Origin of the sequence: Actinomadura scrupuli, from assembly GCF_050971785.1 — a bacterium.
Classification (GTDB): domain Bacteria; phylum Actinomycetota; class Actinomycetes; order Streptosporangiales; family Streptosporangiaceae; genus Actinomadura_E; species Actinomadura_E scrupuli.
Window position 1 is genome coordinate 1,153,529 of record NZ_JBPCCU010000001.1, and the last position, 26,530, is coordinate 1,180,058.

The window sequence follows — 26,530 nt, forward strand, 5'->3', positions numbered from 1 at the left end:
GGATGGCTGAACAACACGGTCACGGCACCCCCGAGCAGGCCGCCGAGGTGACCGCCTGCTGGAGCAGGCCCGACTACCAGGTCGTCGAGACCTCCCTCGAGGTCACCGCGTACTACGGCGCCAGGTCCTGACGTGCGGCTGCGGGTCCTGGGCACCGCCGCGGGCGGTGGCGTACCCCAGTGGAACTGCACGTGCCAGGGGTGCGCCGCCGCCCGTACGTGCCCGGACCTGCAGCGCACCCACGCCTCCCTCGCCGTCCAGACCGGCCCCGGCCGATGGCTGGTGATCAACGCTACCCCCGACGTCGCCGCGCAGATCGAGTCCTGCCCGGAGCTGCGGCCGGGACCCGGCCACCGGGAGACGCCGGTGGCCGGGGTGATCCTCACCGACGCGGAGCTCGACCACACCCTGGGGCTGCTGCGGCTGCGGGAGGCACGGAACCTCCAGATCCTGGCACCGCCGGCGGTCCTCGGCGCGCTGTCCGACGGTCTCCGGCTGGACCGGGTCCTCGCCGCCTACGCGGGGCTGGACTGGCGGGAACTCCACGAGGACCGGCCGGTCCGGCTCGGTGACCTCGAGGTCCACGGCATCGCGATGTCGGACAAGCGCCCCCGGTACGCGGCGGGCATCGACCATTCCGGCCCCTGGGTGACGGCTCTTCGCATCACCGACCGGGCGGCGGGCACGGCCGTCGTCTACGCCCCGTGCCTCGCGGGCTGGCCGGCCGAGCTCGACGACGCGTTGCGAGACGCCGACTGCGTGTTCGCCGACGGCACCTTCTGGGACGACGAGGAGCCACGGCGCAGCGGGATCTCCGACCGCACCGCCCGCGAGATGGGGCACCTGCCCATCACCGAGACGGCCGAGCGGCTGGCCGCGTCGCCCGCCGCGAGGCGGTTCTACACCCACCTCAACAACACCAACCCGCTGGTCGACCCGAACGCCCCGCAGCACCGCACGCTGGCCGGGATGGGCATCGAGGTGGCCCGGGAGAAAGCGGTGATCGACCTATGAGCACAGCACTGGCGGGTACGGCACAGGCCGGCCGGCTCGAGGACCGGCTCCGGGTTCTCGCGGACGAGCGGTACCACCACCGCCACCCCTTCAACCTCCGGATGCACGAGGGGCTGCTCTCCCCGCAGGAGCTGCGGCGATGGGTCCTGAACCGCTTCCACTACCAGCGGCACATCCCGATCAAGGACGCCCTGATCCTCGCCAAGCTGGACGACCGCGAGCTGCGGCGCGGCTGGATCCGTCGCATCCACGACCACGACGGCACGGACGGCGAGGACGGCGGCATCGAACGGTGGCTGCGGCTCGGCGAGGCCGTCGGGCTGGACCGCGGGCTGCTGCTGTCGGGCGAAGGGGTGCTGCCCGGCGTCCGGTTCGCCGTCAACGCCTACGTCACCTTCTGCCGCGACGCGACGCCGCTCGAAGCGGTGGCCTCCTCACTGACCGAGTTGTTCGCACCCGACCTGATGGTGGCCAGGATCGCCGCCTGGGAGCGTCACTACCCGTGGATCGAACCGGCCGGGCTCCGGTACTTCCAGGGCCGGGTGGACCAGGGCCGCCACGACGCGCGCGAGGCCATCGGCCTGGTGCACCGGTGGGCGGCCGCACCGGCCGACCAGGAGCGGGTGCTGGCCGCGTTCACCTTCAAGTGCGACGTCCTGTGGTCGCTGCTGGACGCGGTGGACCATGCCCGCTGAGACCGTGCCCGCCGGCTGGCGGCCGGCCCTTGCCCGCTCCATCGTGCTGCGCTACGACCGGATCCGCGAGACCGACCTGCTGCTGATGCCCGAGCGCGCGGTCCGGCTGTCCGGCGAGGCGGGACGCATCCTGCGGTTGTGCGACGGCAGGCGTACGGCCGAGCAGATCGTCGCCGAACTCGCCGAGGCCTTCCCCGGGGCCGCGGTCGCCGAGGACGTACCCGAATTCCTGGCCCGGGTACGGGCGGAAGGCTGGGTGCTGTGAACGCCCCGTGGGCGCTGCTCGCGGAGGTCACCCACGCCTGCCCGCTGCACTGCCCGTACTGCTCCAACCCCCTCGAGCTCGTCCGCCGCGGCGCCGAACTCGCCACGGCCGACTGGGAGCGGGTCCTGGCGGAGGCCGCCGACCTCGGCGTCGTGCAGGCGCACATCTCCGGTGGCGAGCCGCTGCTCCGCCCCGACCTGGCGCGGATCGTCGCCGCCGCGAAGGGCGCCGGCATCTACACCCAGCTCGTCACCAGCGGGCTCGGTCTCGGCGCCGACCGGCTGGAGACGCTCGTCCAGGCCGGGCTGGACAGCGTCCAGCTCTCGGTTCAGGACTCCCGGCAGCCGGGCTCCGACCGGATCGCCGGACGGCCCTCCTACCGCGCCAAGGAGCGGGCGGCCGCGGTGATCCGGGCCTCCGGCCTGCCGTTCGGCCTCAACGTCGTGCTGCACAGGCACAACCTCGACCGGCTCGACGAGATCATCGAGCTGGGCGTGCGGTGGGGCGCCGACCGCGTCGAACTGGCCAACACGCAGTTCTACGGCTGGGCGTTGCGCAACCGCGCGGCGCTGCTGCCCGCTCGCGAGCAGCTCACCCGGGCCGAGGAGACCGTCGCCGGCTGGCGGCAACGGCTCGGCCGCCGGATGGAGCTGGTCTGGGTCATGCCCGACTACTACCAGGGCCTGCCCAAGCCCTGCATGGGCGGCTGGGGTGCCCGGTCGATCACGGTCGGACCGGACGGCACCGCCCTGCCGTGCCCGGCCGCGTACGGCATGCCGGACCCGGCGCCGCCGAACGTACGGGACCGGTCGCTCGGCTGGATCTGGCGGGACTCCGCCCTCTTCAACGCCTACCGGGGGACCGATTGGATGACCGGCCCCTGCCGCGAATGCCCGCAGCGTGAGGTCGACTTCGGCGGATGCCGATGCCAGGCGTACGCCCTCACCGGCGACGCCGCACGCACCGACCCCGCCTGCGCCCTCTCACCTGACCACCACCTCGTCGGCGAGGCGATAGACGGCCAGACCCCCACCGCGGAGGTGGAGTTCAGCTACCGTCGCCCCGGCCCCCGGCGCGGGTGAGAAGCCTCTTGCCGTGAGAGGGATGGTCGGGGCCCTTCTCGGAGCGCACAATCGTCGTCACGTTCGGGCATCGCGGCCCGGTCATCGCGGGCCGAGTTATGAGGGCGGCGTCATGAGGCGCACCGTTGCATGGCTGATCTCCGCAGTGACCATGCTCTCGCTGGTCACCGGCGTCCGGGCATGGGCCGCCGCCCCCGCCCTCACCGACGCCGCCGGCATTCACGTCGTCGCGGCCAGCCGGCTGGACGACCGGCTGCTCGAGGTGACCATGGCGACCGATGCGCTCGGCCAGGACGTGCGTGTCCGGATCCTGCAGCCGACCGGGTACGCGGCCGATCCGCAGCGGACCTACCCCGTGCTCTATCTGCTGCACGGCGGAACCGACGACTACAGATCCTGGACCGACAAGGGGGACGCCGAAGCGATCACCGCCGGTCTTCCGCTCCTGGTGGTCATGCCGGACGCGGGGCCGGGCGGGTGGTACTCCAACTGGTACAACCTCGGCGCGTACGGGACGCCGGAATGGGAGACCTTCCACATCGGCCGGCTCATCCCCTGGGTCGAGGCGAACTTCCGGACGGCCGCGGGGCCGCAGGGCAGGGCCGTCGCCGGGCTGTCGATGGGCGGGTTCGGCGCGATGAGCTACGCCGCCCGCCACCCCGGGCTGTTCTCCTCGGCCATGAGCTTCTCCGGCGCGGTCGACACCCGGCAACTGCCGGTCACCGCGGTCGTCGACATCTCCCCGCTCGCCACCCTCGACGTGCCCACGGCGGTCTGGGGGCTCAAGCTGCTCAACGCCGACATCTGGCGCGCCCACGATCCCTGGGAGCACGCCGGCGATCTCGCCGGGCTCAACCTCGGCATCTACACTGGCAACGGCCTGCCGGGGCCCTACGACACCCGGCCGCTGCCGGACTCCTCGGTGGTCACGGAGTCCGCCGTCCAGCAGATGTCCCGCGCCCTGCACGACAAGCTGACCCGGCTGGGCATCGCGCACGTTTACCGCGACTACGGCCCCGGCACCCACAGCTGGCCCTACTGGCAACGCGACCTGCGCTGGGCCCTTCCGTCCGTGATGCAGGCCTTCGGCACCTAGGACCGCCGAGATCTACCCGGACCGGCTCTCCGGGCGCGGCCGCCCACCTCGGTGATCGGGCCTTCCCGGACTCACCTTCTCCGGCCGATGCCGACGAGCAGACCGCTGGAGCGGGGATCGCTCAGCGTGGGCGGCGCCTCGGGATGCCAGGTGGGTGCGTAGACGAGACCGGGCTCGACCAGGTCGTATCCCTCGAAGAAGCGGAGGATGTCCGGCTGGGAGCGCAGCGACAGTCCCGCGGTGGCCGCCTGGTAGACCTGTGCCGCCCGCTCCCCTTTCTCGGGGAAGGGGTCGGCGGTGCCGTGGGAGAGGACGAGCAGGCTTCCGGGTGCGGTGGCCTCCCGGAGGTCGGCCAGGTGCGCTCGCGGGTCCTCGGCGTCGGAGACGAAGTGCAGGACCGCGGCGAGCAGGATCGCGACGGGCCGACCGAAGTCGATCAGTTTCGTCACCGCGGGTTCGTGCAGGATCCTTTTCGCCTGCCGCAGGTCCGCCTGGACGAAGGCCGTGTTGCCGGTGTCGTCGAGGAGAAGGGCGCGGCCGTGGACGGCGACGACGGGGTCGTTGTCGACATAGACCACCCGGCTGCCGGGTGCGATCGTACGGGCGATCTCGTGGACGTTGCCCTGGGTCGGCAGCCCGCTGCCGATGTCGATGAACTGCCGGACACCGGCCTGAGCCGCATACCGGACCGCCCGCTGCAGGAACGCCCGGTTCTCACGTATCCCCACCGCCGCGTTGGGGGAGATGTCGATGAGCTGCTGTGCCGCCTTTCGGTCGGCCGCGTAGTTGTCCTTGCCGCCCAGTAGGTAGTCATAAATGCGGGCCACGCTCGGTACGGCCACATCGTTCTCGACCGGGACGTGCGCCTGGTGCTGTTTCCCCGATGCGTTCTCTGCCACGGCGGAACCCCTCGGCCGGCAATTCTCACATGACTTCTGGGAGATCCTAGCCGCGCGCCCGACCCCGGTTTCCGCTCCGCGGTGATTCATCGGGAACGGCTTTCCTGCCGGCGCATCGTGGGGCCATTGCGGGCCGGCCGGTCCGCTACGGCTGTGTCCTGGTTCCCGCCGGCACCTGGCCGTCCGTGGCCTGTGTCTTCACTCCGACGCCGGCCACGGTCCAGCCCTTCTGGGAGGTCTGGGTGGTGAGGGGGTTGTCGGGGCGCCACTGGCGGAGGTAGACCAGGCCGGGTTCGATCAGTTCCAGCCCGTCGAAGAAGGGCAGCACCTGGTGGAGCATGCGGGAGGGGTCCTCGACCCGCTTGAGGAACCGGCGGTAGAAGTCGACGATCGGCTCCGCCAGCTCGGGGCGTATGTCGAAGACGACGTGTGAGATGGCCAGATGGCTGCCGACCGGTATCAGGTCCCGCAGCCGGGCGACCTTCTCGAAGGGGCGGCGGCTGTCGGGGATGTACTGCAGGATGCCGAAGATGAACATCGCCAGTGGGCGGTCGAGATCGAGCAGCCGCTGGATCGCGGGGTCGGTGAGCAGTTCGTCGGGATGCATGACGTCGCCGTCGACGACGGTGGTCCCGGGGGCCTTGGCCAGGATCGCCCGGGCGTGGTTGAGCACCACCGGATCCCTCTCGACATAGGCCACCCGGGTGTCGGCGGCGAGTGACTGAGCGATCTCGTGGGTGCTGCGCCGGGTCGGCAGGCCCGAGCCGATGTTGATGAACTGGGTGATGCCGCGCTCGACGAGATGCCTGACCAGCCGGCCGTGGAACGCATGGTGCTCTTCCGCCATGACCTTGATCTCAGGGGCGATCGCCAGGAGCTCCTCCGCGGCCTCGCGGTCGACGGCGAAGTTGTCCTTGCCGCCGAGGAAGTAGTCGGTCATGCGTGCGATGTTGGGCGTGCTCGTATCCACACCCACCGGCACACGCCGGGCTTCCTCGGTCACGTGCGCACGCCTCTTTTCGCCGTCTCCGGCGACTTTACCGGTCGCCGACCAGTGGATCCCGCGAACGCGGCCGCCATTCGGCGGCTTTCGGGCCGATCTCCCCGCCCGAGCAGGGAGGAGGCGGAAACCGACGATGGTCAGCAGAACGGCGCGCGTGAGATTCCCTCCGTGACCGAAAGCGTATTCCAGCCGAGGACGTACCGGCGACTTCCCCGTCATCGGTCACGGCGTGGGCTGACCCGGAATGGCGTTCGGCTGGGTGGAGCCATTGGTCTTCGGCAGCGGTTTCCCGTTCTGGTCGGTGGTGGACTCCACGCCCGAACTGAGCAGGGTGATGTTGCCGGCCAGCCATTTGCCCGAGACGCGTTTCATGCTGATGGCGACCGTCGCCCCGGTGTTGGACTGCACCGATTTGGAGGTGGTCACCTTCGTGTTGATGATGACCATGACGTTGGCGTCGTCGCCCTTGATCTCGCCGGGGTAGATGCCGCCGATGGTGGCCGCGGAGCTGACCTTGTTGACGGTGAAGTAGCTCGTCAGGGTGGCGGCCGTGGGCCGGATCGCGTCGGCGGCGGCCTTGGTGAGCAGCGGGTACTTCGCGGCGAAGGACTGGTCCATGTGCTGGTAGTCCCAGTTGAAGAAGGTGCTGGCGACCTTGCCCGCGCTGCTGTTCAGGTCGCGTCGCTGCCGCGCGTCGTCCGACAGGTCGGCGTTCTGCCGCCAGACGATGACGAGAAGGACGCTCAGCACGACCAGCGCGACGGCGGGGACGAGTTGCAGCAGCAGTCCGCTGGTCACGGGGATCCGGCCACGCCGTACGAGAGCACGTACCCGGGACGTGCGCCGCACGACCGGGTCGACATCCGGTGCGTCCGCATCCGGTACGTCGTCGTCCGCGCTGTTCTCGGGCGTGCTGTCCTTGGGCGTGCTGTCCTTGGGCGTGCTGTCCTTGGGCGTGCCGTCCTCGGAGGCACGGACTTCGGGCTCGCCGGCCGCGGACTCGCCGTTCTCGGGTTCGCGGTCTTCGAGCACATCGTCCTGGTGCTCGGAGTCCTTGCCGTCGGGATCGGGGCCGGTGCCGGTGCCCGTGCCGGGGTCGGGGCTGCCGTCTTCGGCGGCGAAGTCCGCGGGGCCGTTCTCGTAGACGATCGGGCGGCGTTCCTCGGTCGTGGGCGCGTGGGGGCTCTCGGCCTTCATTTGCTCTTCCTCCTCCGGCTCGGGCGCCAGGTCAGCCTGAGCGTGTTCATGAGGACTCTGAGCAGGATCAGAGCCGCCACGACGGGTGGGATGTAGATCAGCCACGACATGGGATCGTGGTGTTCGCTGCCGGCGCTGTCGCGGGTCGCGATCTGGGCCGGCTCGGGGGTGGCCGCGGTCTTCCGGGTGTTCGATTTCGCGGCCGCCGGCTTGGACATCGGCGGGATCTGCTGCTTGGGCAGGGTGATGCCGGGGCAGGTCGGGATCCGCGGGATCGTGGGGAGCGGGCGCAGATCCCGGTATTCGACCGCCGTCTTGACCGGCGTCGGGGTGATGATGAACTTGATGTTGAGGTTCGGGTCACCGTTGACGTAGGTCAGGACTCCGGTCATGGCGTCGGCGAGCTGGGGCGACCAGCGCAGGCCCTCGGTGAAGTCGTCGACGTTGCCCTTGGACAGCACGACGGGCAGCGCCGTGTCCAGCGTGCTGATCAGGCACCGCATCGCGGGGCCGGCCTCTCGCAGCAGCCGAGCCGATCTGGCCAGCAGGTCAGGGGTGTTGTCGCGGATCTGGACGAGAGCGTCGTCGACTTCGGCCAGCGAGGCGGTGAGGTCGGCGGTGCTGGAGATCCCGGTGGCCAGGTCGGCGTGCCGACCGGCCAGAACCCGGGTCAGTGAGCTCAGGTTGGTGATCAGTCCGTCGAGCGTGCCGGTGTTCCGCGCGAACGTGCCGGCCAGCTGGGAGGCGCCGTCGACGGTGAGCCTGAGCGAGTCGCCGCGGCCGTCGAGTCCCAGCGCGAGCTCGTGGCTGACGATCCGGAGGTTCTCCGGGTTGAGGCCGTTGATCGCTTTGTTCACTCCGGCGAAGAGGTCGCCGTAGGTCTCGGACACGCTGGTCCTGGCCAGCGGGATGGTGTCGCCGGGGCGCATGGGGGGTGCGCCGGCCTGGCCGGGGGACGGCTCCAGGTCGATGAAGGGCTCGCCGATCGCGGACTTGAGCGCCGCCGCGGCGGTGACGCCCTGCGGGATCTTCTGGTTCTTGTCGATGGAGAGCTGGACGGTCACCTTCGGGCCGTCCAGCCGCACGGAGCGGATCTTCCCGACCGCGACTCCGAGATAGGTCACGTCGAAGCCGGGCTGGAGCCCGGGTGAGCTGGCGAACTGCGCACTGATCCGGTAGGGGTGCGAGAAGGCGTCGAACCTGAGGACGTTGCGCAGCGCCCACACCGACAGGATGGTGCCGAGCAGCGCGAAGACCGCCAGGTTGACCTGGATGCGCCGGGTCATGAGCGGGGGCCCAGCATGCGGACGAGTTCGGCGAGCGACTTCGGCGCCGTCTGAGTGCCGCCGTAGGTCGCTCCGTCGAACTCGAGGACGGGGTAGGTGAGGAGCTGGCCGTTGTAGACCTGCCGGGGCATGCGGTGGACGAACTCCTGGACGCGTACGATCAGGTCGCTGAGCCGGGCCTTGTCGGAGGCCAGGACCGCGAACGTGGGGCCGATCTGCTCGATGAGCCGGCGGATCTGGTCGGTGTGGCCGATGAGCACCGTGTCGTTCACGGTCTTGGCGAGGGCGGACAGCGAGTGCACCGCGGTGAGGATCTTCTGCCGGTCGTCGGCCAGCAGTTTCGTCGCACCGGCGAGGCGGCCGGGGAGGCGGTCCATCGAAGCCTGGTGGGCTGCGAGCTTCTTGCCCAGGTCGGCGAGGTCGTCGACGGCTTCGGCCAGTTCCCTGCGGCGTTTCCCGAAGGTGTCGAGCAGCGTCCCGGCGTTGCTGATCATCGCGTTGAGTTCCGGGCCGCGGCCGGCGAACGCGGTGCCGGCCGCCTGGACGAGCCCTGGCACGTCGCTGTCGGCGAGAGCGCCGACCAGCGGGGCCGCCCGGCCGACGATGTCCTCGAATCCGGGGCTGGCGCTGGTCGAAGTGATCATGGCGTTGTCGGCGAGGAAGGGGCCCTGGGTGAGGTTCCTGCCCGCGGGGGGTTCGAGCTGCACGTAGTTCTCGCCGAGCAGCGAGGTCACGGTGACCTTGGCGCTCGTCCCTACGGGGATCTTCACCCCCTTCTTGATCGACATGGTGACCCGGGACCGGTAGCCGCTCCCGCTCCCCACCAGAGTGATCTTGGTGACGGACCCGACGGGGACGTCCGCGATCTTCACGTAGTGCCCGGTGACAAGGTTCTGGACGTCGGTGAAGTCGGCGCTGAGGGTGAGCGGGCCCTTGGGCGCGTGGAGTGTCTGGATCGAGCATCCGCACAGGACGCCACAGATCACGAGCACCGCGGCGAGAAGGACAGGTCTCACGGTGGCTCCTACTGGCAGTTGGAGTAGGGGGGCGGGAGCGGGCACGGCACCGTCGAGTTGGGCCTGGGTTCTTTGAGGAGCGCGGTCAGGTAGGCGCGCACGAAGTTGTCGAGTGTGACCCGGGTGGTGATCGTGTGCGTTTTCGGATTGAAGGCGTTGACGAACTGGAAGCCGAGGCCCGGCAGCGCCCTGAGGAACTGGCCGATGTTCGCGGCGTTGCCTTTGACCATCAAGGCGATCTGGGCGGTGCGCGTCAGGTCGCCGGGCAGGGTCGTCTGGTAGGCCTTGATGAGGACGTTTCCGCGTTTGGCGAGGTCGGCGATGGCCTGGACCAGGGTCTGGATGCTCTTGCGTTCGTCGGAGAGCATCTTGGAGGTTTGGGCGAAGTTGTCGACCAGGGAGGCCAGGGTCTTCTCCCGGCCGCGGACGACGCCGGCGATCTGGTTGAGGTTGTCGGCGACTTTGAGGAGTTGCTGGTCTTGGCCGGCGAGGTTGGTGATGAGCTGTCCGGCTTGTTGGAAGGCTTGGTTGAAGGCGGGTCCGTTGCCGTTGATGGTGGTGGCGGTGTTGGCGAGGACTTTGTCGGCTTTGGTGGGGTCGAAGCTGTCGAGGAGTGTGCCGAAGGATTTGAGGGCGTCGTTGACCTCGACGGGGATTTGGGTTCTGTCTTGGTGCAGGACGGTGCCGTCGGTGAGTTTGGGCGTGCCGGGCTGCCAGGCGGGGGTGAAGGTCAGGGTGCGTTCGCCGATCAGGCTCAGGGGCACGATGGCGGCGGTCGCGGTGGCGGGCAGCGGCACGTTCTTGTCGATGGAGGCGATGACGCGGACCTGTCCGTTCACCGGGGTGACGGAGTCGACCTTGCCTATGTTGACGCCCATGACCTGGACCCGGGAGCCGGGGTAGAACGACACGGCCTTGGCGAAGTAGGCCGTGACGCGGTAGTTCGCCGGGGCCGACAACGGGCTCGTGAAGACCGAGCACGAGCTGAGGGAGACGGTCAGGACGGCCGCGACGGCGGCGGCCAGGAGATGGCGAGGCGGTGGCGTCACTTGACTTGTCCTGTCGGCACCATGGGGTAGTTGGGCGGGTTGAAATTGGGTTGCGGGCCGACCACGCCCGGCTGGATCGGGCCGAAGCCGACGAATCCGCCCTCGATCCATCGGCCTTCACGGCTGCCGGACGTGCTCAGGGCGTAGAACGCGGGCCCGAACCACGCGAGGGCGACGTTCAGTGACGGCAGGTTGTCGCCGGTCAACGTCTGCGCGGCGAGGTGGAAGTCGTTGAGCACCGTGTTCAACTGCTTCTGGTGCTTGGCGAGCACGTCGTCGAGGCTCTTGACGACCCGGCTGCCGCTGCCCAGGGCCGTGGCGAGCTCGTTGCGGCGGCGTACCAGTTCCTTGAGCAGGCTGTCGCCGTAGGTGAGCAGCTGGCCGAGTTGCCGGTCCTTGGAGGCCAGCGTGTCGGTGAGTTTGCCGCTGTTGGCGATGATGGCGGCGACCTGAGGAAAAGAGTCGTTCAGTGTCGCGCTGACCTTCCGCAGATCGGCCAGCATCTTCGCCAGCTCCTTCTGCGAGGGGAGCCGTACCTTCGCGGCCTCGCCCAGCAGCCGGTCCACCGACCGGGCGTCGAGCTTGCCCGCCAGGTTGGACGCGGAGTCGAGTGCGCTGTTCAGCGTGTACGGGACGCTCGTGCGCGCCAGCGGGATCCGCCGTTGCGCGGCCGGCAGGGAACTCAGATAAGGCCCGGCGACCGGGCCCGACAGCTTGACGTACTGGCCGCCCAGCAGGTTCGACAGCCGGATGTCGGCGTGCATCCGGCGGCCCAGCCGGATGCCGGAGTCGACCTTCCAGCTGATGACCACGTGGCCGTGGGTGAAGTCGGGCCGGATCTCGGTGACCTTCCCGACCTTGACCCCGGCGAGCTGCACCTCGCTGCCCCGCTGAAGGCCGCCGGTGGCGGCGAAGACACCGCTCACCGTGTAACCCCCCTGGCCGAGGCCGAGATTGCCGTAGGCGTAGGTCGCGATGAGCACGAGGGCCGCCAGGGGGATCGCCACCATCGCGACGGCTTTGGGATCGCGGTCGCGGAACGACTTGGCGAACATGTTCTTCGCTCGTCGTCTCATCACTTGCCCCCGTTCTGGTTGCCCAGGAAGAGCATGCGGACCATCGCCTGGAAGACCTGCTGCTGGCCGGGCGTCAGCTGTGCCGCCTTGGCGCTCACCGCCGGGCCGCTGCCGGACGCGACGGCAGGAGGAGGCGGCAGGTTCTCCGGGAACGGGCAGGTGTCGGTGTGGACCACGTTGATGCACAACGCGTTGCCCCGCACGAAATGGCCGCCGTCCACGACCGTCAGGAGAGCCTGGAGCGCCGCGGGCAGGTTGTTGACCAGCTTGTCGAGCACTCCCATGTTGCGGTGGGCGATCTCCATCAGATCGCTCGTGCTGTCGACCATGTCACCGAGTTCCGGAGCGGAGTTTCCGAGCACCTTGTCGAGGTTGGCCGCGATGTCGCTCAGCCGGACGGTGGCGGTGCCGAGGGCGCTGCGGTCCTGGGCGAAGGCCTGGGTGAGGTCGGCCAGGTTGTCGATGGTCTGGGCGATCTGCCGGTCCCGGGCCGCCAGCGCGTCCGTGACCGTCTTGTAGTTGCCGATCATCTGCTGGATGGTGCCGGTCCGCGAGCCGAGCATCCGCAGCAGCGCCGCGAGGTTGGCGGTGATCTGGTTGATCTTGTCCTGGTTGCCGTCCAGGGCGACGGCGAACGACTGCAGGATCTTGTTGATGCTCTCGGGGTTGATGCCGCCGACCAGTGGGCCCAGGTCGTTGATGAGCGAGCCCAGGTCCACCGCCGACCTCGTGCGGGTCAGGGTCTGCCCGTCCTTGGCCATCACCTGGCTGGAGCCGGGTTCGAGGTAGACCTCGCGCTTGCCGACGAGGTCCCGCCAGCGGATGACCGCCGAGGAGTCGTTCGGGATCCGGAGCGACGACCGTACCTCCATCGAGACGACGGCCCGGCCGTCGACGACCTTGACGGACGTCACCCGGCCGACCGGGCTGCCGGCCACCTTGACCAGGTCGCCGGCCCGCAGGCCGTTGACGTCGTCGAAGGCGGCCCGGAGCCGCGCATCGGAGCCGAAGTTCGTGCCCACGATGCGGAAGGCCATGAGAACCGTCAGCACGGTCGTGATCACCGCGAAGACCAGGAATCTCCGCGCCGAACGGCCGTCCGGGCCGGACTTGCGCCGGCGGCGTCTCCATTGCCGAATCATCAGTTCCCTGCCTTCTTACCGGGATTCGGCTTGTTGGGGACCGCCGGCTCGATCGGCCCGCAGAGCCCGGGCAGCGATTCGCACAGCACGTTGGTCGGATTGATGTGCACGGTCACGCGGGACAGCAGAGTGTTGTGCGGCCCCGGCGCGCGGGCGATGCCGGCCAGCTGGGTCAGGATGGAGTTGCCGCCGCTGAGCAGGTCGGGGAAGTAGGTGCGGTACCGGTACAGGGTGCCGGCCATGGGCGTGACCGAGTCGATGATCTGGCCGGGGCCTCCCGGGTCGGATCCGAGGATCTGGTCGAGTGTGCGCGCCGACTGGTCGAGGCCGTAGAGAAGCCTGCCGAACTGCTGGGGGTCCCCGGTGACCGAAGGAAGGATCACGTTGAGGTCGTCGGTGATCTGCCCGATCTGGTCACCGTGTGCGGCTGCCGTATCGGCGAGCGCGCTGCCGTTGCCGATGATGCCGTCCAGGTCGCTCCGGCGGCGCGCGGTCAGGTCGAGGAGCTTCGCCGAGTCGTCGAGCAGGCCGCCGACCTGCTCGCCCCGGCCGCCGAAGCCGGTGCCCAGCGCGTTCATGATGGTGGCCAGGTCCTGCGGGGCGAGCGCGTCGAAGAGGCGAATGGCCGGTGCGGCGACATCGGTGAGCTCCTGCGGATCGGCGGTCTTGGCGATGCGCGCGCCGTCCGCGAGGAACGGACCGGTCCCCTCGCCCTGGCCGGGCCGCAGGTCGATGTACTTCGGCCCGAACACCGACAGCGGGACCACCGCCGCCTCCGAGGTGACGGGCGCCCGGACACCACGGTTCAGCCGGATCGTGACCAGCGCCCGGCCGTCTTCGGTGAGGCGCACCGACGAGACCCCGCCGACCTTGACGCCGCGGATCTTGACGTCCGAGTGGGTGTCCAGCCCCTCGCCGGCCCGGCCGAAACTGGCCCGCAGATAGCTCGCGCCGGGGTGGGTCTCCCGGGCGGCCAGGAAGGACAGCACGAGAGAGGCCGAGAGCCCGGCCGCCCCCATGACGCCGTAGCGGAGCCGGGAGCGCGGTGTGAGGTCGACGGTTCTCATCCGGTCAGGCTCACTGTTCCGCCGTTGCCCCAGAAGATGTAGGACAGCAGCAGGTTCACCATGATGATCGCCACCATGGACTCCCGGATGGCCTGCCCGGTCGCCAGTCCGACACCGACCGGGCCGCCCTTGGCGTTGAAACCGCGGTAGCAGTGGATGATCACGATGATCACCGTGAACACGACCACTTTCACGACGCTGTAGAAGACGTCGATGGGCGGTAGGTACAGGTGGAAGTAGTAGTCGTAGATCCCGGGTGAGATGCCGAAGAAGCCGACGGAGATCAACCGGGTGGCGAAGAAGCTGGCGAACAGCGCGAGCAGATACAGCGGGATCAGCGCCATCAGGGCCGCGGCAAGCCGGGTACAGACCAGATACGACAGCGAGTTGATCCCCAGCACCTCCAGCGCGTCGATCTCCTCGGAGATGCGCATCGACCCGAGCTCGGCGGTGAACGACGCACCGAGCTGGAAGACCAGGGCCACGCCCGCGATGATCGGCGTCACCTCGCGTACGTTGGCGTAGCTGGCGATGATCCCGGCGAGCGACTGGACCCCCAGCCGCTGCAGCCCGGGAATGGCCTGGAGCCCGACCGTCGTGCCGGTGAAGAACGACATGAAGAAGATGACCAGCACCATGCCGAGGCCGATGACGACCGCGCCGACTCCGGCGATGATGTCGCTGATGTGACGGAAGACGGTCTTCAGATACTTTCCGCGCACGATGTCGGTCAGCAGGTGGTAGAGCACCATGCCGCAGAAGATGCAGAACTCCAGGAACTCGGGAGTGCGCGACAGCCGCGCCCGGCGCCGGACGACGCTGGCGGCACGGTACGGGACGAGCGAGGTCATCAGATCCTCGGAGGGAAGAGGGAGTAGGTCAGCGTGGAGATCACGTAGTTCGCGGCGAAGACCAGCATCGCGGCGATGACCGCCGCCTGGTTCACCGCGCGTCCCACGCCGCTGGGGCCGTAACTGCAGGTCATGCCCTTCCAGCACGCCACCGAGGCCGCGATGAAGCCGAACACCCATGCCTTGAACAGGGTGATGAGCAGATCGGAGAGCTGGAGGAGCGAAGTCGCGCCGTCGAAGTACGAGCCGGGCGTCACGCCCTCCCGTACGACGTTGAAGAAGAAGCCGCCCGCGACGCCGGCCAGAATGATGAGAGAGCAGAGCATGACCCCGACCGTGCTGGCCGCCCAGAGCCGGGGCGTCACCAGGCGGTGGACGGGGTTGATGCCCATGACCTCCATGGCGTCGAGCTCGTCGCGGATCCGCCGCGAGCCGATGTCGGAGGTGATGGCCGAACCACCGGCCCCGGAGATCAGCAGTGCCGCGGCCACCGGTGCCACCTGCGTGACCAGAGCCTGCACGACCGTCGCCCCGGTGCCGGAGTCCGCGCCGAGCTGGCGGACGATCTGCCCCACCTGAAGGGCGATCGTGCCGCCCAGCGGCAGCGCGATCAGCATCACGGGCAGGGTCGTGACGCGCGCGATGAACCAGCACTGCTCCACGTACTCGGCCCACCACCGGCGCACGGCCCAGGTCTTACGGAATCCCTCCAGCGAAATCGAGATCAGCAGCCCCGACTGTTCCAGCCCGCCGAACACGAGCCTTCGCAGGTACTCCGTCGTCGGGGACGCGGCCCGGCGGACGCGGTGCCCCGGAACCGGCCGGACCGCGCTCACGAGTCCGCTCCTCGCAGTTCTCGCATCCTGTCCTCCGTCTACTCGATGGGCGCTCCCGGGTCACCGGATCCCGGCCACGCACAGTGCGGAATCCTGGTCACGCTCGGCCACGATGATGTTGTCTGGGCCGGCGCCGGCAGGCGCTCAGCAGCGGCGGATGACGAAGACCGCGGTCGCCCCCGACCTGGGACCACAGGCTTGCACGTGGGGCGGCCGGCCGGGAAGGGTCACGTACGCGCTCGGCCGGGACGATGACGCACGCCATCGTCCCGTCGGTCTCGGGTAGGGGCTCGTTACCGTGTCTCGCCCTAGAGAAGATCATTTCCTGGAGTGAGAACGCTACTTTCGTTTCTGAACATGCGGTACCTCCGTGTGGGGAGAACGACAGTAAATTGTTCAGAGAGTCCAATTGTCAAGACGCGCCGGGCAAGAGATGCGTGCGTGATCATGGTGCGCGGCCCCACGGGTCGCCCGAGGGTCCCGGGTCGCCATGGCCGCTCGCATGAGTGACCTTGACCACATTATTCAGTCTGTGCTACTCAAGTACCAGGAATGCTAGGCAGATGCTCAGCAATGATGGTGTGATCGGGTACGAGGAGGCGTTGGCGGTGTACCGCGACCCTGCGGCGTTCTCCTCGGGCGATCCGGTGGGCCGGGTGGCCGTGGTCACCGGAGCCGCGTCCGGAATCGGGCTGGGCGTGGCCCGGCACCTGGCCGGCCAGGGTCACCGTGTCGCGCTGCTCGACCAGCACGGCCAGGCGGCACTGCAGGCCGCCGGGGAACGGACATCACCAGCGAAGCACGTCAACGGCGGCTGGTACATCCAGGCGGGCATCGGCACCGGCGCACGAGCCGGTGCCGGGCGGGTCCCGGTATCGGCCGGGTGTGGTGCAGTGCTAGCGCACCACACCCGGCCGGGACGGGCGCGCCGCTCCCCGAAGGCCCGCTCCCCGAAGGCCGGAGCGGGCTTTCGGGGAATCGGCCCCGGCCGGTCAACGGTCAGGTGATCGCGCCCGTCTCCTTCAGCGCGATGATCCGGTCCCAGTCCAGGCCGAGTTCGAGGAGGATCTCTTCGGTCTGGGCGGCGAACTCGGGTGCGGGCCGGAGCTGGGGGGCGGTGACGTCGAACTGCACGGGGCTGGAGACGAGTTCGAGTTCTCCTGCGGGCAGGATGTATTCGTTGGCGCGGATCTGTGCGTCGTCGCCGACCTGGAGGGAGTCCTGTACGGGTGCCCAGGGGCCGGCCAGGGTGGCGAAGCGTTCGGTCCATTGGGCGAGGGTGCGGGTGGCGAGCGCTTCGCGGAGGAGTTCCACGGCCTCTGGTGTGTGGGCGGCGATCTGTTCGGTGGTGGCGAACCGGGGGTCGTCGGCCAGGTCGGGGCGGTCGACGTGGTGGCACACGTCGGCCCAGAACTTCGCGGGCTGCAACATGACGAAGCTCAGATAGCGACCGTCCGCCGTGCGGTACAGGCTGGTGAGGGGATTGGTCGGGGAGGCGTGGGAGCCCGGCGGGGACGCCACCATCGGCCGGCCGAGCCGGAGGGACACCGCCACCCCATGCCCCATGGCCCACAAGCCGCTGCCCAGCAGGGAGACGTCCACGACCGACGGCTCGCCGGTGCGTTCGCGTTTGAGCAGCGCGGCCACGATGCCGCCGGCGAGGTTGGTGCCGGAGATGGTGTCCCCGTAGGCGGGGCCGGGCGGGTTGGTTATGCCGTCCGAGCCGGGCGGGGTGAGACTGGCCGCGGTGGAGCCGCGGGCCCAGAAGGCCGTCGCGTCATAGCCGCCCTTCTCCGCCTCCAGCCCGCGCGGGCCGAGCGCGCTTCCCCTCGCGTAGACGATCTGCGGGTTCACCTCGCGGATGTCGTCCACGTCGATGCGGAACCTGCGCCGGGCGGCCGGCAGGAAACTGGTCAGGAACACGTCCGAGCGCCGGGCCAGTTCGTCCAGTACCTCTTTGCCCTCGGGCCGCCCCAGGTGGAGGCCGATGCTGCGCTTGCCGCGGTTGGCGTGCTCGATGTTGGGGTTCGGGTCGCCCTCGACGCGGAGCGCGCCGGTCTGCCGGAGCCCTCGCTGCGGGTCGCCCGTGACGGCGTGCTCGACCTTGACCACGTCCGCGCCCCAGTCGGCGAGCACGGCTCCCGCCGACGGTACGAAGCCGTACATCGCGACCTCGAGGACGCGGATTCCCTCTAGCGGCTTCATGCGACCACCGCGCCGAAGGTCTTGCGCTCCAGGAACTCCTCGAGCCCGGCGTTGCCCATCTCGCGGCCGATGCCCGACTGCTTGTACCCGCCGAACGGCGTGTCGACGGAGAAGAAGCTGCCGCCGTTGATGCTGAACGACCCGCTGCGGATCCGCCGCGCGACGGCGATGGCCCGGTCCTCGTCGCGGCCGTACACCGCCCCCGACAGACCGAAGATCGAGTTGTTGGCGATGCGCACCGCGTCGTCCTCGTCCTCGTAGGGGATGACCGCGAGCACGGGGCCGAAGATCTCCTCCTGTGCGATCTCGCTGTCCGGGTCGACCCCGCTGAGCAGGGTCGGGGTGTAGAAGAAACCGGGATCCACCCGTTTGCCGCCGGTCACGAGTTTCGCGCCCGCCGCGACGGCCCGTTGCACCATGGCGTCCACCTTGTCGCGCTGCCGTTCGCTGATGAGCGGGCCCATGAGGTTGCCGGAATCGCCGGGATCACCCCAGGGCACGCCGGCCATGGTGGCCGCGACCTGCTCGACGATCTCGTCGTGCTGTGCCCTCGGCACGAGCATCCGGGTGGTGATGGCGCAGCCCTGCCCCGCGTGCGAGCAGATGGCGAAGGCCGCGAACATGGCGGCGATGGCGAGGTCGGCGTCGTCGAGCACGACCATGGCGGACTTGCCGCCGAGCTCCAGGAAGACGCGCTTCACCGTACGGCTCGCGGCTTCCATGATCCGGCGGCCGGTGGCGGTGGAGCCGGTGAACGTGATCATGTCGACGTCCGGATGGGTGGTGAGCACCTCGCCCACCACGACCTCCGACGAGCTGAGCACGTTGACCACGCCGGGCGGGATGTCGGTGTGCGAGGCGATCAGCTCTCCCAGCGCGAGGGTGATCAGTGGTGTGTCCGGTGCGCCCTTCAGGACCACCGTGCAACCCGCGGCGAGCGCGGGAGCCAGCTTGGCCAGCGCGAGCTGGTTCGGGTAGTTGTACGCGACGATCGCGGCGACCACCCCCGCGGCCTCCTTCTCCACCCAGCGGCGATGACGCTGGCCCCGGGTCTCGACCTCACCGAGGTCCTCGGTCAGGGAGTAGTGCCCGAGCAGGTCCGCGTAGTACTTGACGATCTTGATGGGGTCGTCGAGCTGGGCGCCGTGGGTGAGCATCCGGGGCGCGCCGACCTCCGCGATCGTCAGCTCGCGCAGCTCCTCGCTGTGCTCGGTCAACGCCTGGTGGAGTTGGGTCAGACACCGGATGCGCAGTTGTACGTCGGTCGCCCAGGCCGTGGTGTCGAAGGCACGGCGAGCGGCCGCCACGGCGGCCTCCGCCTCCACGGCCGTGGCGTCCGGGGCGTGGCCGACGACGTCGCCGGTCGCGGGGTTGACCGAGGCGAACGTCCGTCCGGTCTCGACGAGCCGCCCGTCTATCAGAAGGCGCTTGGCGGCGGCGGTCGCCTGGGCTGTGCTCTTTCCGCTTCCCTGTTCGGCGCCCGCGCTGTGCGCCGTCGTGTCCTGAGATCGCATCTAGCCTCCTCGCCAGTTAGAGGAAACTACACTCTCATATTCGGCGAATCAACCTCTCGGCAGGCAGGGGGCCACTTCAGGGCGCCCCGGAAAGGGCCTGCCGGACGCCGGCCGAAGCGGGTGAGCCGATGCCGTCGGGACCCGCGGTGGGCACCGGGGGAGGCGGGACCCGCTCGGCCGTCCCGCTGCGGGCCGGGCCGGGCGTGCGAACCGGGAAACCCGGCGGTGGCGGGGCTTCCGCCCTGCGCCGTACCCCCTGTCCTGCGCTGGATAGGCGGAGGTGGCGTGCGCTGGGTTCCCGAACGGGGCTTCCGGAAGAGTCAACCATGAGAGTATGGTTCTCATGTTGGAAAGGATGATTATCGTGCTTGCGACGAGAGTGCCGCCCGCCGTCAGAGATCGCCTGGTCTCCGATCACCACTCTGGTTAGCGGGGGCGCCATCTGCGCAGGGTCGTCGGCTGCCCGCGTCGAGGGCGGGCCGATGCCGTCGGCCGAGTCCGCGCCGCTGGGGCCGTCCGGGACGGCGGCCTTGCCGGGCCTGTTGGCGAGCCCAGTTCTGATCACGACCGGATGGGCCGGAGACGGCCGCGTCCGGTGGCCGCGAGCGGTGGAACACGGAAGAGAGGACAGCGCATATGGGACGTGTTCAGGGGAAGGTCGCGTTCATCACGGGCGCGGCTCGAGGCCAGGGGCGCAGCCACGCGGTTCGGCTGGCCCAGGAGGGCGCTGACATCATCGCGGTCGACCTGTGTCAGGACTACGAGACCGTCGGCTACGCGATGTCGAAGCCGGAGGACCTCAAGGAGACCGCCCGCCTGGTCGAGGAGCAGGGGCAGCGGGCCGTGACGGTGCAGGCCGACGTGCGCGAGGCCGGGCAGCTGCGCGACGCGGTGGAGCGGGGCATCGCCGAACTCGGCAAACTCGACATCGTGGTGGCCCAGGCAGGCATCGCTCCGCTCCAGGGAGAGCCGCCGCTGCAGGCCTGGACCGATGTGGTCGGCGTCAATCTGATGGGCACGATCAACGCGATCCAGGTCTCGCTTCCCCACCTGGGCGAGGGCGCCTCCATCATCGCGGTCGGCTCGGCCGCCGCGCTCATGCCGCAGGGCATGGTGGACCGGCCCGGCTCCAACCCCGGCGGCAGCGGTTACGCCTACACCAAGCGCGCGCTGTCCGAGTACGTCCACGAGCTGGCGACGAACCTCGCGCCGCGGTGGATCCGGGCCAACGTCGTGCATCCGACCAACTGCAACACTCCGATGCTGCAGAGCGAGCCGATGTACCGGGCGTTCCGCCCGGACCTGGAGAAGCCGACCCGGGAGGACGCCGAGCCGGGGTTCTACGTGCAGCAGGCCATGCCGGTCCCCCACATCGAGCCGGTGGAGATCAGCAACACCGTGCTGTTCCTCGCATCCGACGAGTCCCGGTTCGTGACCGGCATGCAGATGCGAGTCGACGCCGGCGGCTACCTCAAGTGGCACAAGTACCACGTCTGACCAGGACGTCATCGGAGCCGTGGGGGCTCCAAAGACCGGGCATTGCCGGGCCCCGGCGCCGCCGGGGCCCGGTACGCGCGAACACCCATCCAACTGTGGCAGGGAGGAACATCGTGAAGGTGCGAGTCGACTCGGAACGCTGTCAGGGGCACACGCTCTGCGCCATTGTCGCTCCCGAGGTATTCGAGCCCAGCGAGATCGACGGTCACTCCTCGGTCATCGACGAGAACGTACCGGCCGATCTCGAGGCGAAGGTCAGCGAGGCCGTCAATTCCTGCCCGGAACGAGCGATCTCCATTTTCTGAACATCACCTGGTGTCCGGTCTCGCACTCCGCCCTGGGAGGGATAACGCCGTGAGCGCAGAAGATCTTGTTAACGACGAAGAGCGCAAGAAGGTCCGGTTCCAGTTCGACAAGCATTCGCCGGACTATCGCGAGAACTTTGACGCGATCACCCAGGAGATGCACGCCAAGTGTCCCATCGCCTGGTCCGACACCCACGGCGGCCACTGGGTCGCCGCCGGCCACCGCGAGGTCTTCGAGCTCGTCACCAGCGCCCACGTCCTCTCCAACGACCACGACGTCAAGGGTGAGCGCCGGGGCTACCAGGGCATCAGCATCCCGGCGGCCAAGAGGTCCGGCAGGGGCGGCTTTCTGGAGATGGACCCGCCCGAGCAGCGGTACTACCGGCAGGCGCTCAACCCGTACCTGTCCCCGGCGGCGATCAGCCGCTGGGTCCCGGTGATCGACGAGATCGTACGGGCCTGCCTCGACGAGAAGATCGAGGAAGGGCGGATCGACTTCGTCGACGATTTCGTCAATATCGTTCCGGCCGTGCTGACGATGGCCATGATGGGGATCCCGCTCAAGAACTGGTCCATCTACAACGAGCCAGCGCACGCCGTGATCTACACGCCGCCGGACTCTCCTGACATGCAGCGGGTCATCGGTCTGCACATACAGATGATGCAGGACCTCGCCCGGCAGCTGGAGGAGATCAAGGCGAACCCCCGGCCGGGCTGGGTGGACGCGGTCGTCAACGCGGACGTCAACGGCCAGAAGCCGTCCGACGAGGACGTCCTCGGGATACTGGGCCTGCTCATCGGCGGTGGTTTCGACACGACGACGGCGCTCACGGCGCACTCGCTGGAGTGGCTGTCGGAGAATCCGGAGGAACGCGCCCGGCTCAGCCGGGAGCGGGACACCCTGCTGAACTCCGCGACCGAGGAGTTCCTGCGCTTCTACAATCCGGCGGTGGGCGACGGGCGCACGTTCTCCCAGGACTGCGAGGTGCTCGGATTCCAGTTCAAGGAGGGCGAGCGCCTGTGGGTCTCCTGGGCGATGGCGAACAAGGACCCGTCGGCGTTCCCCGAGCCCAACAAGATCGACCTGGCCCGCAAGAACAACCGGCACAACAGCTTCGGGCTGGGCGTCCACCGCTGCATCGGCTCGAACGTCGCGCGTACGGTGTTCAAGCGGATGATCATCCAGGTGCTCGACCGCATGCCGGACTTCGAGTGCGACCCCGCGGGCACGGTGCACTACGACACGGTCGGCGTCATCAACGGCATGAAGCACCTTCCCGCGACCTTCACCCCCGGCAAGCGGCTGGGGCCCGGGCTCGACGAGACCCTCGAGAACCTGCAGAGGGTCTGCGACGAGCAGCAGCTCGCCGCGCCGGTCACCCGCAAGCAGGAGCGCGCGAAGCTCTGAGCCACTGCCGGATCCGGGGTTTCCGGAGGTGCGATCGGGCGGGAGCGCCCTGGACGAGGTCCAGGAGGCGGCCGGGTCCTGCCGGAGGGGAGATCTCGATTTCCTGATGTGTCGCAGCCGTCCGGGCGGCGCTCCGCACCTTGAGAGAGGACTCCACCGTGAGCACAGAAGACCTCGCCGACGACGGTGACCGGAAGAAGAACCGGTACCATTTCGACCGGCACACGCCTGAATACCGCCATCGATTCGAGGCGATCACCCAGGAGCTGCACGCCAAATGCCCCATCGCCTGGTCGGACACCTATGGCGGCCATTGGGTGGCCAGCGGTAACCGTGAGGTCTTCGAGCTCGCCCGGTCGGCCGAATATCTCTCGAACGACCATGATGTGCACAATGAACGGCGCGGATACAAGGGAATCACCATTCCGACGGCCGAAGGGGCGACCCGGGGCGGCTTCCTGGAGATGGACCCGCCCGACCAGCGCTACTACCGGCAGGCGCTCAACCCGTACCTGTCCCCGGCGGCGATCAAGCGCTGGGTTCCGGTGATCGACGAACTCGTGCGGGCCTGCCTCGACGAGAAGATCGAGACAGGGGCGATCGACTTCGTCGAGGATCTGGCCAACGTCGTACCGGCCGCGCTCACGATGGCCATGATGGGCATTCCGCTCAAGAACTGGTCGCTCTACAACGAGCCGGCGCACGCCTCGATCTACACGCCGCCGAACTCGCCCGACATGGAGCGGGTCATCCAGATGCTCTTCGGAATGATCGCGGACCTGCAGGCCAGGCTCGTGGAGATCCGCGAGAATCCCCGCCCCGGCCTGGTGGACGCGCTCATCACCGCCGACATCAACGGCAGGACGCCGCCCGACGACGAGCTCCTGGGAGTACTCGCTCTGATCATCGGCGGCGGCTTCGACACGACGACGGCGCTGACCGCCCACTCGCTGGAGTGGCTGTCGGAGAATCCGGACGAGCGGGCCCGGCTCAGCCGGGAGCGCGACACGCTGCTGGACTCCGCCACCGAGGAGTTCCTGCGCTTCTACACACCGGCACCAGGCGACGGGCGCACCATCTCCGCCGACTGCGAGATCGCCGGAACCCGCTTCAAGGAGGGTGAGCGGCTCTGGCTGTCCTGGGCGATGGCCAACCGGGACCCGTCGGCGTTCCCGGAGCCCGACCAGGTCGACCTGGCGCGCACGGGTAACCGGCACGCCAGCTTCGGGCTGGGCATCCACCGCTGCATCGGCTCCAACGTCGCGCGTACGGTGTTCAAGCGGATGATCATCCAGGTGCTCGACCGCATGCCGGACTACGTGTGCGACCCCGGAGGCGCGGTGCACTACGAGACGATCGGCATCATCAACGGCATGCGGAACCTTCCGGCGACCTTCAGCCCCGGCCCCAGGCTGGGGCGGGGGCTCGACGAGACCCTGGACGTCCTGCAGAAGGTCTGCGACGAGCAGCGGCTCGCCGAGCCGGTCACCCGCAACCATGAGCGGGCGAAGCTCTGAGCCCTACGCGATCCCGAGGTCCCGGAACCGGGCATGGGGGCTCCCGGCCGGACGCGGTGGTGCCCGGCGGACGCCACCGGTGACCCGTGGGCCGGAGACCTGTTCAGTACGCCGCCGCGCCGCCGAAGGCCGGCACGCCGACATCGAGTGAGGAGACGACGTGGCCGGATCCGCAGGACGTCCCCTGCCGCAGATCACGCTGGACAACGAGTTCTTCTGGACATCGGGCGCCGATGGCCGGCTGCGCATTCAGGAGTGCGGGTCGTGCTCGGCCCTGGTCCATCCGCCGAGGCCGGTCTGCCGGTACTGCCGCGAGCACGAGATGGGCGTGCGGGCCGTCTCCGGTTTCGCGACGCTCATCGGATTCACCGTCAACCACCGGTTCAGCCTGCCCGGGCTGCCCGCGCCCTACGTGGTGGCGCAGGTCGCGGTCGAGGAGGACCCACGGGTCCGGCTCACGACCAACGCCGTCGAGTGCGACCCCGGGCAGCTGACGCTGGGCATGCGGATGGAGGTCGTCTTCGAGCAGGTCGAGGACGTGTGGCTGCCGCTCTTCCGGCCCGTGGCCGAGCAGGGCGAGCCGGCGCCGCTGCCGTCCGACGAGATCGAGCCGGAGCGGATGCGGCAGCGCGTGAGCCCGATGCTCACCAGGGAGAAGTTCGAGGACCAGGTCGCCATCACCGGCATCGGGATGTCCCAGATCGGACGCCGGCTGATGCGCCCGCCCCTCTCGCTCGCCGTGGAGGCGTGCGAGCGCGCCGTCGCGGACGCCGGTCTCACCTTGGACGACATCGACGGGCTCTCCACGTATCCGGGTGGCATCCAGGCCGGCGGGTTCGGGGAAGGGGGGCTGTCGGGGCTCGAGGACACCCTGGGCATCCGGCCGGCCTGGCACAACGGCGCCTCGGAGACCTTCGGCCCGGCCGGCTCGCTGATCGCGGCGATGCTGGCGGTCTCCGGCGGGCTGGCCCGGCACGTGCTGTGCTTCCGGACACTCTGGGAATCGACGTACGGCGAGCTCATGCGTCTCGGCAAGATCACCCCGCCCAGCGGCCGTACGACGGGCTGGATGGCGCCCTTCGGGGCGACGTCGGCGGCGCACACCCTGGCGCAGAACGCCCAGCGGCATTTTCACCGCTACGGGACCACGCGCGAAACGCTGGGCTGGATAGCGATGAACCAGCGGGCCAACGCCGCGCTCAACCCGACGGCGGTCTATCGCGGCCCGATGACGATGGACGACTACCTCCAGGCCAGGCCCGTCACCACCCCGTTCGGCCTCTACGACTGCGACGTGCTGTGCGACGCGTCCATCGCCGTGATCGTGTCGGCGAAGGACGCCGCCGGGGACCTGGCGAAGCCGCCCGTTCTGGTCGAGGCGGTCGGAACCCAGATCACCGAGCGGATCGAGTGGGAGCAGAGCACGCTGACCCATGAGCCGCAGGTCCTCGGACCGGCCGCGCACCTGTGGACGCGCACGTCGCTCACTCCCTCGGACGTCGACGTGGCGCAGCTCTACGACGGCTTCACCTTCAACTGCCTGTCCTGGATCGAGGCGCTGGGCTTCTGCGGGATCGGAGAGGCCAAGGACTTCCTGGAGGGCGGGAAGAACATCGCCAGAGACGGCGTGCTCCCGCTGAACACCCACGGCGGCCAGCTGTCGCACGGACGTACGCACGGGATGGGACTGGTGCACGAGGCGATCGTCCAGTTGCGCGGGGAGGGCGGAGAGCGACAGGTGCCCGGCGCCCGGGTCGCCGTGGTCAGCAGCGGCGGCCTCACACCCGGCGGGGCGATCCTGCTCAGGACGGACGCATGACCCTCGGCGATGGCGCTCCGGGAGATCGCCGGGGGTGAATTCCCGGACCAGGCCGAAGCCGGCACCGAGCCGGCGGGAAGGAAAGATATGGACGCCGAAGTCGGCGCGCTGCTGCTCGTGCGAGTGGTGGTCGGAGCCACGATGATCACGCACGGGTACAACCACTGGAGGGGCGGCGGCCGGATCGAAGGGACCGCCGGCTGGTTCGCCGGGCTCGGCCTGCGGCACGGAAAGCTGCAGGCGTGGATGAGCGTGGTCACCGAGATCGGGGCGGGAGCGCTCCTGGTGGTCGGCCTCCTCACACCGCTGGCCTGTGCCGCGGTCATCTCCGTGATGCTGGTCGCGGGCATCCTCGCCCACCGGCCGAACGGGTTCTTCGTGTTCAAGGACGGATACGAGTACGTCCTCGTGCTGGCGGTGGTCTCGGTGGCGCTGGCCATGCTGGGGCCCGGGCGGCTGTCGGTGGACGAGGCCGCCGACATCGCCGTGGTCGGCTGGGCCGGCGGAGGCATCGCGCTCGGAGTGGCCGTGGTCGCGACCGCGGGCATGCTCGGCACGTTCTGGCGGCCGGAGGCCAAGAAGGCCGAGCCGGTCGGCTGAGACGCGCGCCGCGGAAGGCTCCCGCACGTGGCATGCCGTGGCGAGACTATTACTTGCTTGGATGGAGAATGATATTCTCCAGTCCGTTGGC

General features: G+C 69.3%; 26 protein-coding genes. 13 read left to right on the top strand and 13 right to left on the bottom strand.

Annotated features, from left to right (window positions below; genetic code table 11):
- The first annotated feature begins 2 nt into the window (after positions 1-2).
- From ACRYCC_RS05310 to ACRYCC_RS05335, 6 genes are all read left to right on the top strand, one after another.
- A complete protein-coding gene (locus tag ACRYCC_RS05310; RefSeq protein ID WP_433809292.1) occupies positions 3-131 on the top strand; it encodes a hypothetical protein in 129 nt (42 codons plus the stop codon).
- Between the two features lies 1 nt (position 132).
- A complete protein-coding gene (gene pqqB / locus ACRYCC_RS05315; protein WP_433809294.1) occupies positions 133-1,014 on the top strand; it encodes a pyrroloquinoline quinone biosynthesis protein PqqB in 882 nt (293 codons plus the stop codon).
- Positions 1,011-1,709: a pyrroloquinoline-quinone synthase PqqC gene (pqqC, locus tag ACRYCC_RS05320; RefSeq protein WP_433809296.1), complete on the top strand. Its 699-nt coding sequence runs from the start codon at positions 1,011-1,013 to the stop codon at positions 1,707-1,709. Before pqqB ends, pqqC begins: the two co-directional genes overlap by 4 nt.
- Positions 1,699-1,974 carry a pyrroloquinoline quinone biosynthesis peptide chaperone PqqD gene (pqqD, locus tag ACRYCC_RS05325; protein WP_433809298.1) on the top strand — a complete coding sequence of 92 codons (276 nt, stop codon included), beginning with the start codon at positions 1,699-1,701 and terminating at the stop codon, positions 1,972-1,974. Before pqqC ends, pqqD begins: the two co-directional genes overlap by 11 nt.
- Positions 1,971-3,056: a pyrroloquinoline quinone biosynthesis protein PqqE gene (gene pqqE, locus ACRYCC_RS05330; RefSeq protein ID WP_433809300.1), complete on the top strand. Its 1,086-nt coding sequence runs from the start codon at positions 1,971-1,973 to the stop codon at positions 3,054-3,056. Before pqqD ends, pqqE begins: the two co-directional genes overlap by 4 nt.
- A 112-nt stretch (positions 3,057-3,168) precedes the next feature.
- A complete protein-coding gene (locus tag ACRYCC_RS05335; protein ID WP_433809302.1) occupies positions 3,169-4,152 on the top strand; it encodes an alpha/beta hydrolase in 984 nt (327 codons plus the stop codon).
- 71 nt (positions 4,153-4,223) lie between these two features.
- On the opposite strand, the gene ACRYCC_RS05340 is transcribed toward ACRYCC_RS05335, so the two are convergent.
- From ACRYCC_RS05340 to ACRYCC_RS05390, 11 genes are all read right to left on the bottom strand, one after another.
- The gene (locus ACRYCC_RS05340) at positions 4,224-5,051 is read right to left on the bottom strand and encodes an SAM-dependent methyltransferase (RefSeq protein WP_433809304.1); all 828 of its coding nucleotides are present in this window, start codon (positions 5,049-5,051) and stop codon (positions 4,224-4,226) included.
- A gap of 145 nt (positions 5,052-5,196) precedes the next feature.
- Positions 5,197-6,054 carry an SAM-dependent methyltransferase gene (locus ACRYCC_RS05345; protein ID WP_433809306.1) on the bottom strand — a complete coding sequence of 286 codons (858 nt, stop codon included), beginning with the start codon at positions 6,052-6,054 and terminating at the stop codon, positions 5,197-5,199.
- Between the two features lie 222 nt (positions 6,055-6,276).
- Complete coding sequence (locus ACRYCC_RS05350; RefSeq protein WP_433809308.1) at positions 6,277-7,251, bottom strand: hypothetical protein; 975 nt, start codon at positions 7,249-7,251, stop codon at positions 6,277-6,279.
- The gene (locus ACRYCC_RS05355; protein WP_433809310.1) at positions 7,248-8,537 is read right to left on the bottom strand and encodes an MCE family protein; all 1,290 of its coding nucleotides are present in this window, start codon (positions 8,535-8,537) and stop codon (positions 7,248-7,250) included. The genes ACRYCC_RS05350 and ACRYCC_RS05355 overlap by 4 nt, the downstream gene beginning before the upstream one ends.
- Positions 8,534-9,553, bottom strand: a complete 1,020-nt coding sequence (locus ACRYCC_RS05360) for an MCE family protein (RefSeq protein ID WP_433809312.1) — start codon at positions 9,551-9,553, stop codon at positions 8,534-8,536. Before ACRYCC_RS05360 ends, ACRYCC_RS05355 begins: the two co-directional genes overlap by 4 nt.
- 8 nt (positions 9,554-9,561) lie before the next feature.
- A complete protein-coding gene (locus ACRYCC_RS05365) occupies positions 9,562-10,602 on the bottom strand; it encodes an MCE family protein (protein WP_433809314.1) in 1,041 nt (346 codons plus the stop codon).
- Positions 10,599-11,678 (bottom strand): MlaD family protein, encoded by a 1,080-nt coding sequence (locus ACRYCC_RS05370; RefSeq protein WP_433809316.1) that lies wholly within the window; start codon positions 11,676-11,678, stop codon positions 10,599-10,601. Before ACRYCC_RS05370 ends, ACRYCC_RS05365 begins: the two co-directional genes overlap by 4 nt.
- Positions 11,678-12,820, bottom strand: a complete 1,143-nt coding sequence (locus ACRYCC_RS05375; RefSeq protein ID WP_433809318.1) for an MCE family protein — start codon at positions 12,818-12,820, stop codon at positions 11,678-11,680. Before ACRYCC_RS05375 ends, ACRYCC_RS05370 begins: the two co-directional genes overlap by 1 nt.
- The gene (locus ACRYCC_RS05380) at positions 12,820-13,887 is read right to left on the bottom strand and encodes an MlaD family protein (RefSeq protein WP_433809320.1); all 1,068 of its coding nucleotides are present in this window, start codon (positions 13,885-13,887) and stop codon (positions 12,820-12,822) included. The genes ACRYCC_RS05375 and ACRYCC_RS05380 overlap by 1 nt, the downstream gene beginning before the upstream one ends.
- Positions 13,884-14,738 carry an ABC transporter permease gene (locus ACRYCC_RS05385; RefSeq protein ID WP_433809322.1) on the bottom strand — a complete coding sequence of 285 codons (855 nt, stop codon included), beginning with the start codon at positions 14,736-14,738 and terminating at the stop codon, positions 13,884-13,886. Before ACRYCC_RS05385 ends, ACRYCC_RS05380 begins: the two co-directional genes overlap by 4 nt.
- Positions 14,738-15,574 (bottom strand): MlaE family ABC transporter permease, encoded by an 837-nt coding sequence (locus tag ACRYCC_RS05390; RefSeq protein ID WP_433809324.1) that lies wholly within the window; start codon positions 15,572-15,574, stop codon positions 14,738-14,740. The genes ACRYCC_RS05385 and ACRYCC_RS05390 overlap by 1 nt, the downstream gene beginning before the upstream one ends.
- A 563-nt stretch (positions 15,575-16,137) precedes the next feature.
- On the opposite strand from ACRYCC_RS05390, the gene ACRYCC_RS05395 reads away from it, so the two are divergent.
- The gene (locus tag ACRYCC_RS05395; RefSeq protein WP_433809326.1) at positions 16,138-16,581 is read left to right on the top strand and encodes an SDR family NAD(P)-dependent oxidoreductase; all 444 of its coding nucleotides are present in this window, start codon (positions 16,138-16,140) and stop codon (positions 16,579-16,581) included.
- Here ACRYCC_RS05395 and ACRYCC_RS05400 read toward each other — a convergent pair.
- Positions 16,574-17,779, bottom strand: a complete 1,206-nt coding sequence (locus ACRYCC_RS05400; protein WP_433809328.1) for a CaiB/BaiF CoA transferase family protein — start codon at positions 17,777-17,779, stop codon at positions 16,574-16,576. The genes ACRYCC_RS05395 and ACRYCC_RS05400 overlap by 8 nt on opposite strands.
- Positions 17,776-19,293 carry an aldehyde dehydrogenase family protein gene (locus ACRYCC_RS05405; RefSeq protein WP_433809330.1) on the bottom strand — a complete coding sequence of 506 codons (1,518 nt, stop codon included), beginning with the start codon at positions 19,291-19,293 and terminating at the stop codon, positions 17,776-17,778. The genes ACRYCC_RS05400 and ACRYCC_RS05405 overlap by 4 nt, the downstream gene beginning before the upstream one ends.
- Before the next feature lie 636 nt (positions 19,294-19,929).
- Between ACRYCC_RS05405 and ACRYCC_RS05410 the strand changes: the two genes are divergently transcribed.
- The 6 genes from ACRYCC_RS05410 (at position 19,930) to ACRYCC_RS05435 (ending at position 26,439) form a co-directional block, all read left to right on the top strand.
- A complete protein-coding gene (locus ACRYCC_RS05410) occupies positions 19,930-20,790 on the top strand; it encodes a mycofactocin-coupled SDR family oxidoreductase (protein ID WP_433809332.1) in 861 nt (286 codons plus the stop codon).
- A gap of 113 nt (positions 20,791-20,903) precedes the next feature.
- On the top strand, positions 20,904-21,095 hold the full coding sequence (locus tag ACRYCC_RS05415) for a ferredoxin (RefSeq protein WP_433809334.1): 192 nt from the start codon (positions 20,904-20,906) through the stop codon (positions 21,093-21,095).
- Between the two features lie 49 nt (positions 21,096-21,144).
- A complete protein-coding gene (locus ACRYCC_RS05420; RefSeq protein WP_433809336.1) occupies positions 21,145-22,503 on the top strand; it encodes a cytochrome P450 in 1,359 nt (452 codons plus the stop codon).
- 158 nt (positions 22,504-22,661) lie between these two features.
- On the top strand, positions 22,662-24,020 hold the full coding sequence (locus ACRYCC_RS05425) for a cytochrome P450 (protein WP_433809338.1): 1,359 nt from the start codon (positions 22,662-22,664) through the stop codon (positions 24,018-24,020).
- A 160-nt stretch (positions 24,021-24,180) separates the two neighbouring features.
- Positions 24,181-25,839 carry a thiolase C-terminal domain-containing protein gene (locus ACRYCC_RS05430; RefSeq protein WP_433809340.1) on the top strand — a complete coding sequence of 553 codons (1,659 nt, stop codon included), beginning with the start codon at positions 24,181-24,183 and terminating at the stop codon, positions 25,837-25,839.
- A gap of 87 nt (positions 25,840-25,926) precedes the next feature.
- The gene (locus tag ACRYCC_RS05435; RefSeq protein WP_433809342.1) at positions 25,927-26,439 is read left to right on the top strand and encodes a DoxX family protein; all 513 of its coding nucleotides are present in this window, start codon (positions 25,927-25,929) and stop codon (positions 26,437-26,439) included.
- The last annotated feature ends 91 nt before the right edge of the window (positions 26,440-26,530 follow it).

Coding starts and splice junctions, on each gene's coding strand:
- ACRYCC_RS05410 (WP_433809332.1), top strand. CDS start 19,930: ATGGGACGTGTTCAGGGGAAGGTCGCGTTCATCACGGGCGCGGCTCGA.
- ACRYCC_RS05400 (WP_433809328.1), bottom strand. CDS start 17,779: ATGAAGCCGCTAGAGGGAATCCGCGTCCTCGAGGTCGCGATGTACGGC.
- pqqC (WP_433809296.1), top strand. CDS start 1,011: ATGAGCACAGCACTGGCGGGTACGGCACAGGCCGGCCGGCTCGAGGAC.
- pqqD (WP_433809298.1), top strand. CDS start 1,699: ATGCCCGCTGAGACCGTGCCCGCCGGCTGGCGGCCGGCCCTTGCCCGC.
- ACRYCC_RS05355 (WP_433809310.1), bottom strand. CDS start 8,537: ATGACCCGGCGCATCCAGGTCAACCTGGCGGTCTTCGCGCTGCTCGGC.
- ACRYCC_RS05370 (WP_433809316.1), bottom strand. CDS start 11,678: ATGAGACGACGAGCGAAGAACATGTTCGCCAAGTCGTTCCGCGACCGC.
- ACRYCC_RS05375 (WP_433809318.1), bottom strand. CDS start 12,820: ATGATTCGGCAATGGAGACGCCGCCGGCGCAAGTCCGGCCCGGACGGC.
- ACRYCC_RS05335 (WP_433809302.1), top strand. CDS start 3,169: ATGAGGCGCACCGTTGCATGGCTGATCTCCGCAGTGACCATGCTCTCG.
- ACRYCC_RS05380 (WP_433809320.1), bottom strand. CDS start 13,887: ATGAGAACCGTCGACCTCACACCGCGCTCCCGGCTCCGCTACGGCGTC.
- ACRYCC_RS05435 (WP_433809342.1), top strand. CDS start 25,927: ATGGACGCCGAAGTCGGCGCGCTGCTGCTCGTGCGAGTGGTGGTCGGA.
- ACRYCC_RS05350 (WP_433809308.1), bottom strand. CDS start 7,251: ATGAAGGCCGAGAGCCCCCACGCGCCCACGACCGAGGAACGCCGCCCG.
- ACRYCC_RS05395 (WP_433809326.1), top strand. CDS start 16,138: ATGCTCAGCAATGATGGTGTGATCGGGTACGAGGAGGCGTTGGCGGTG.
- ACRYCC_RS05405 (WP_433809330.1), bottom strand. CDS start 19,293: ATGCGATCTCAGGACACGACGGCGCACAGCGCGGGCGCCGAACAGGGA.
- ACRYCC_RS05310 (WP_433809292.1), top strand. CDS start 3: ATGGCTGAACAACACGGTCACGGCACCCCCGAGCAGGCCGCCGAGGTG.
- ACRYCC_RS05385 (WP_433809322.1), bottom strand. CDS start 14,738: ATGACCTCGCTCGTCCCGTACCGTGCCGCCAGCGTCGTCCGGCGCCGG.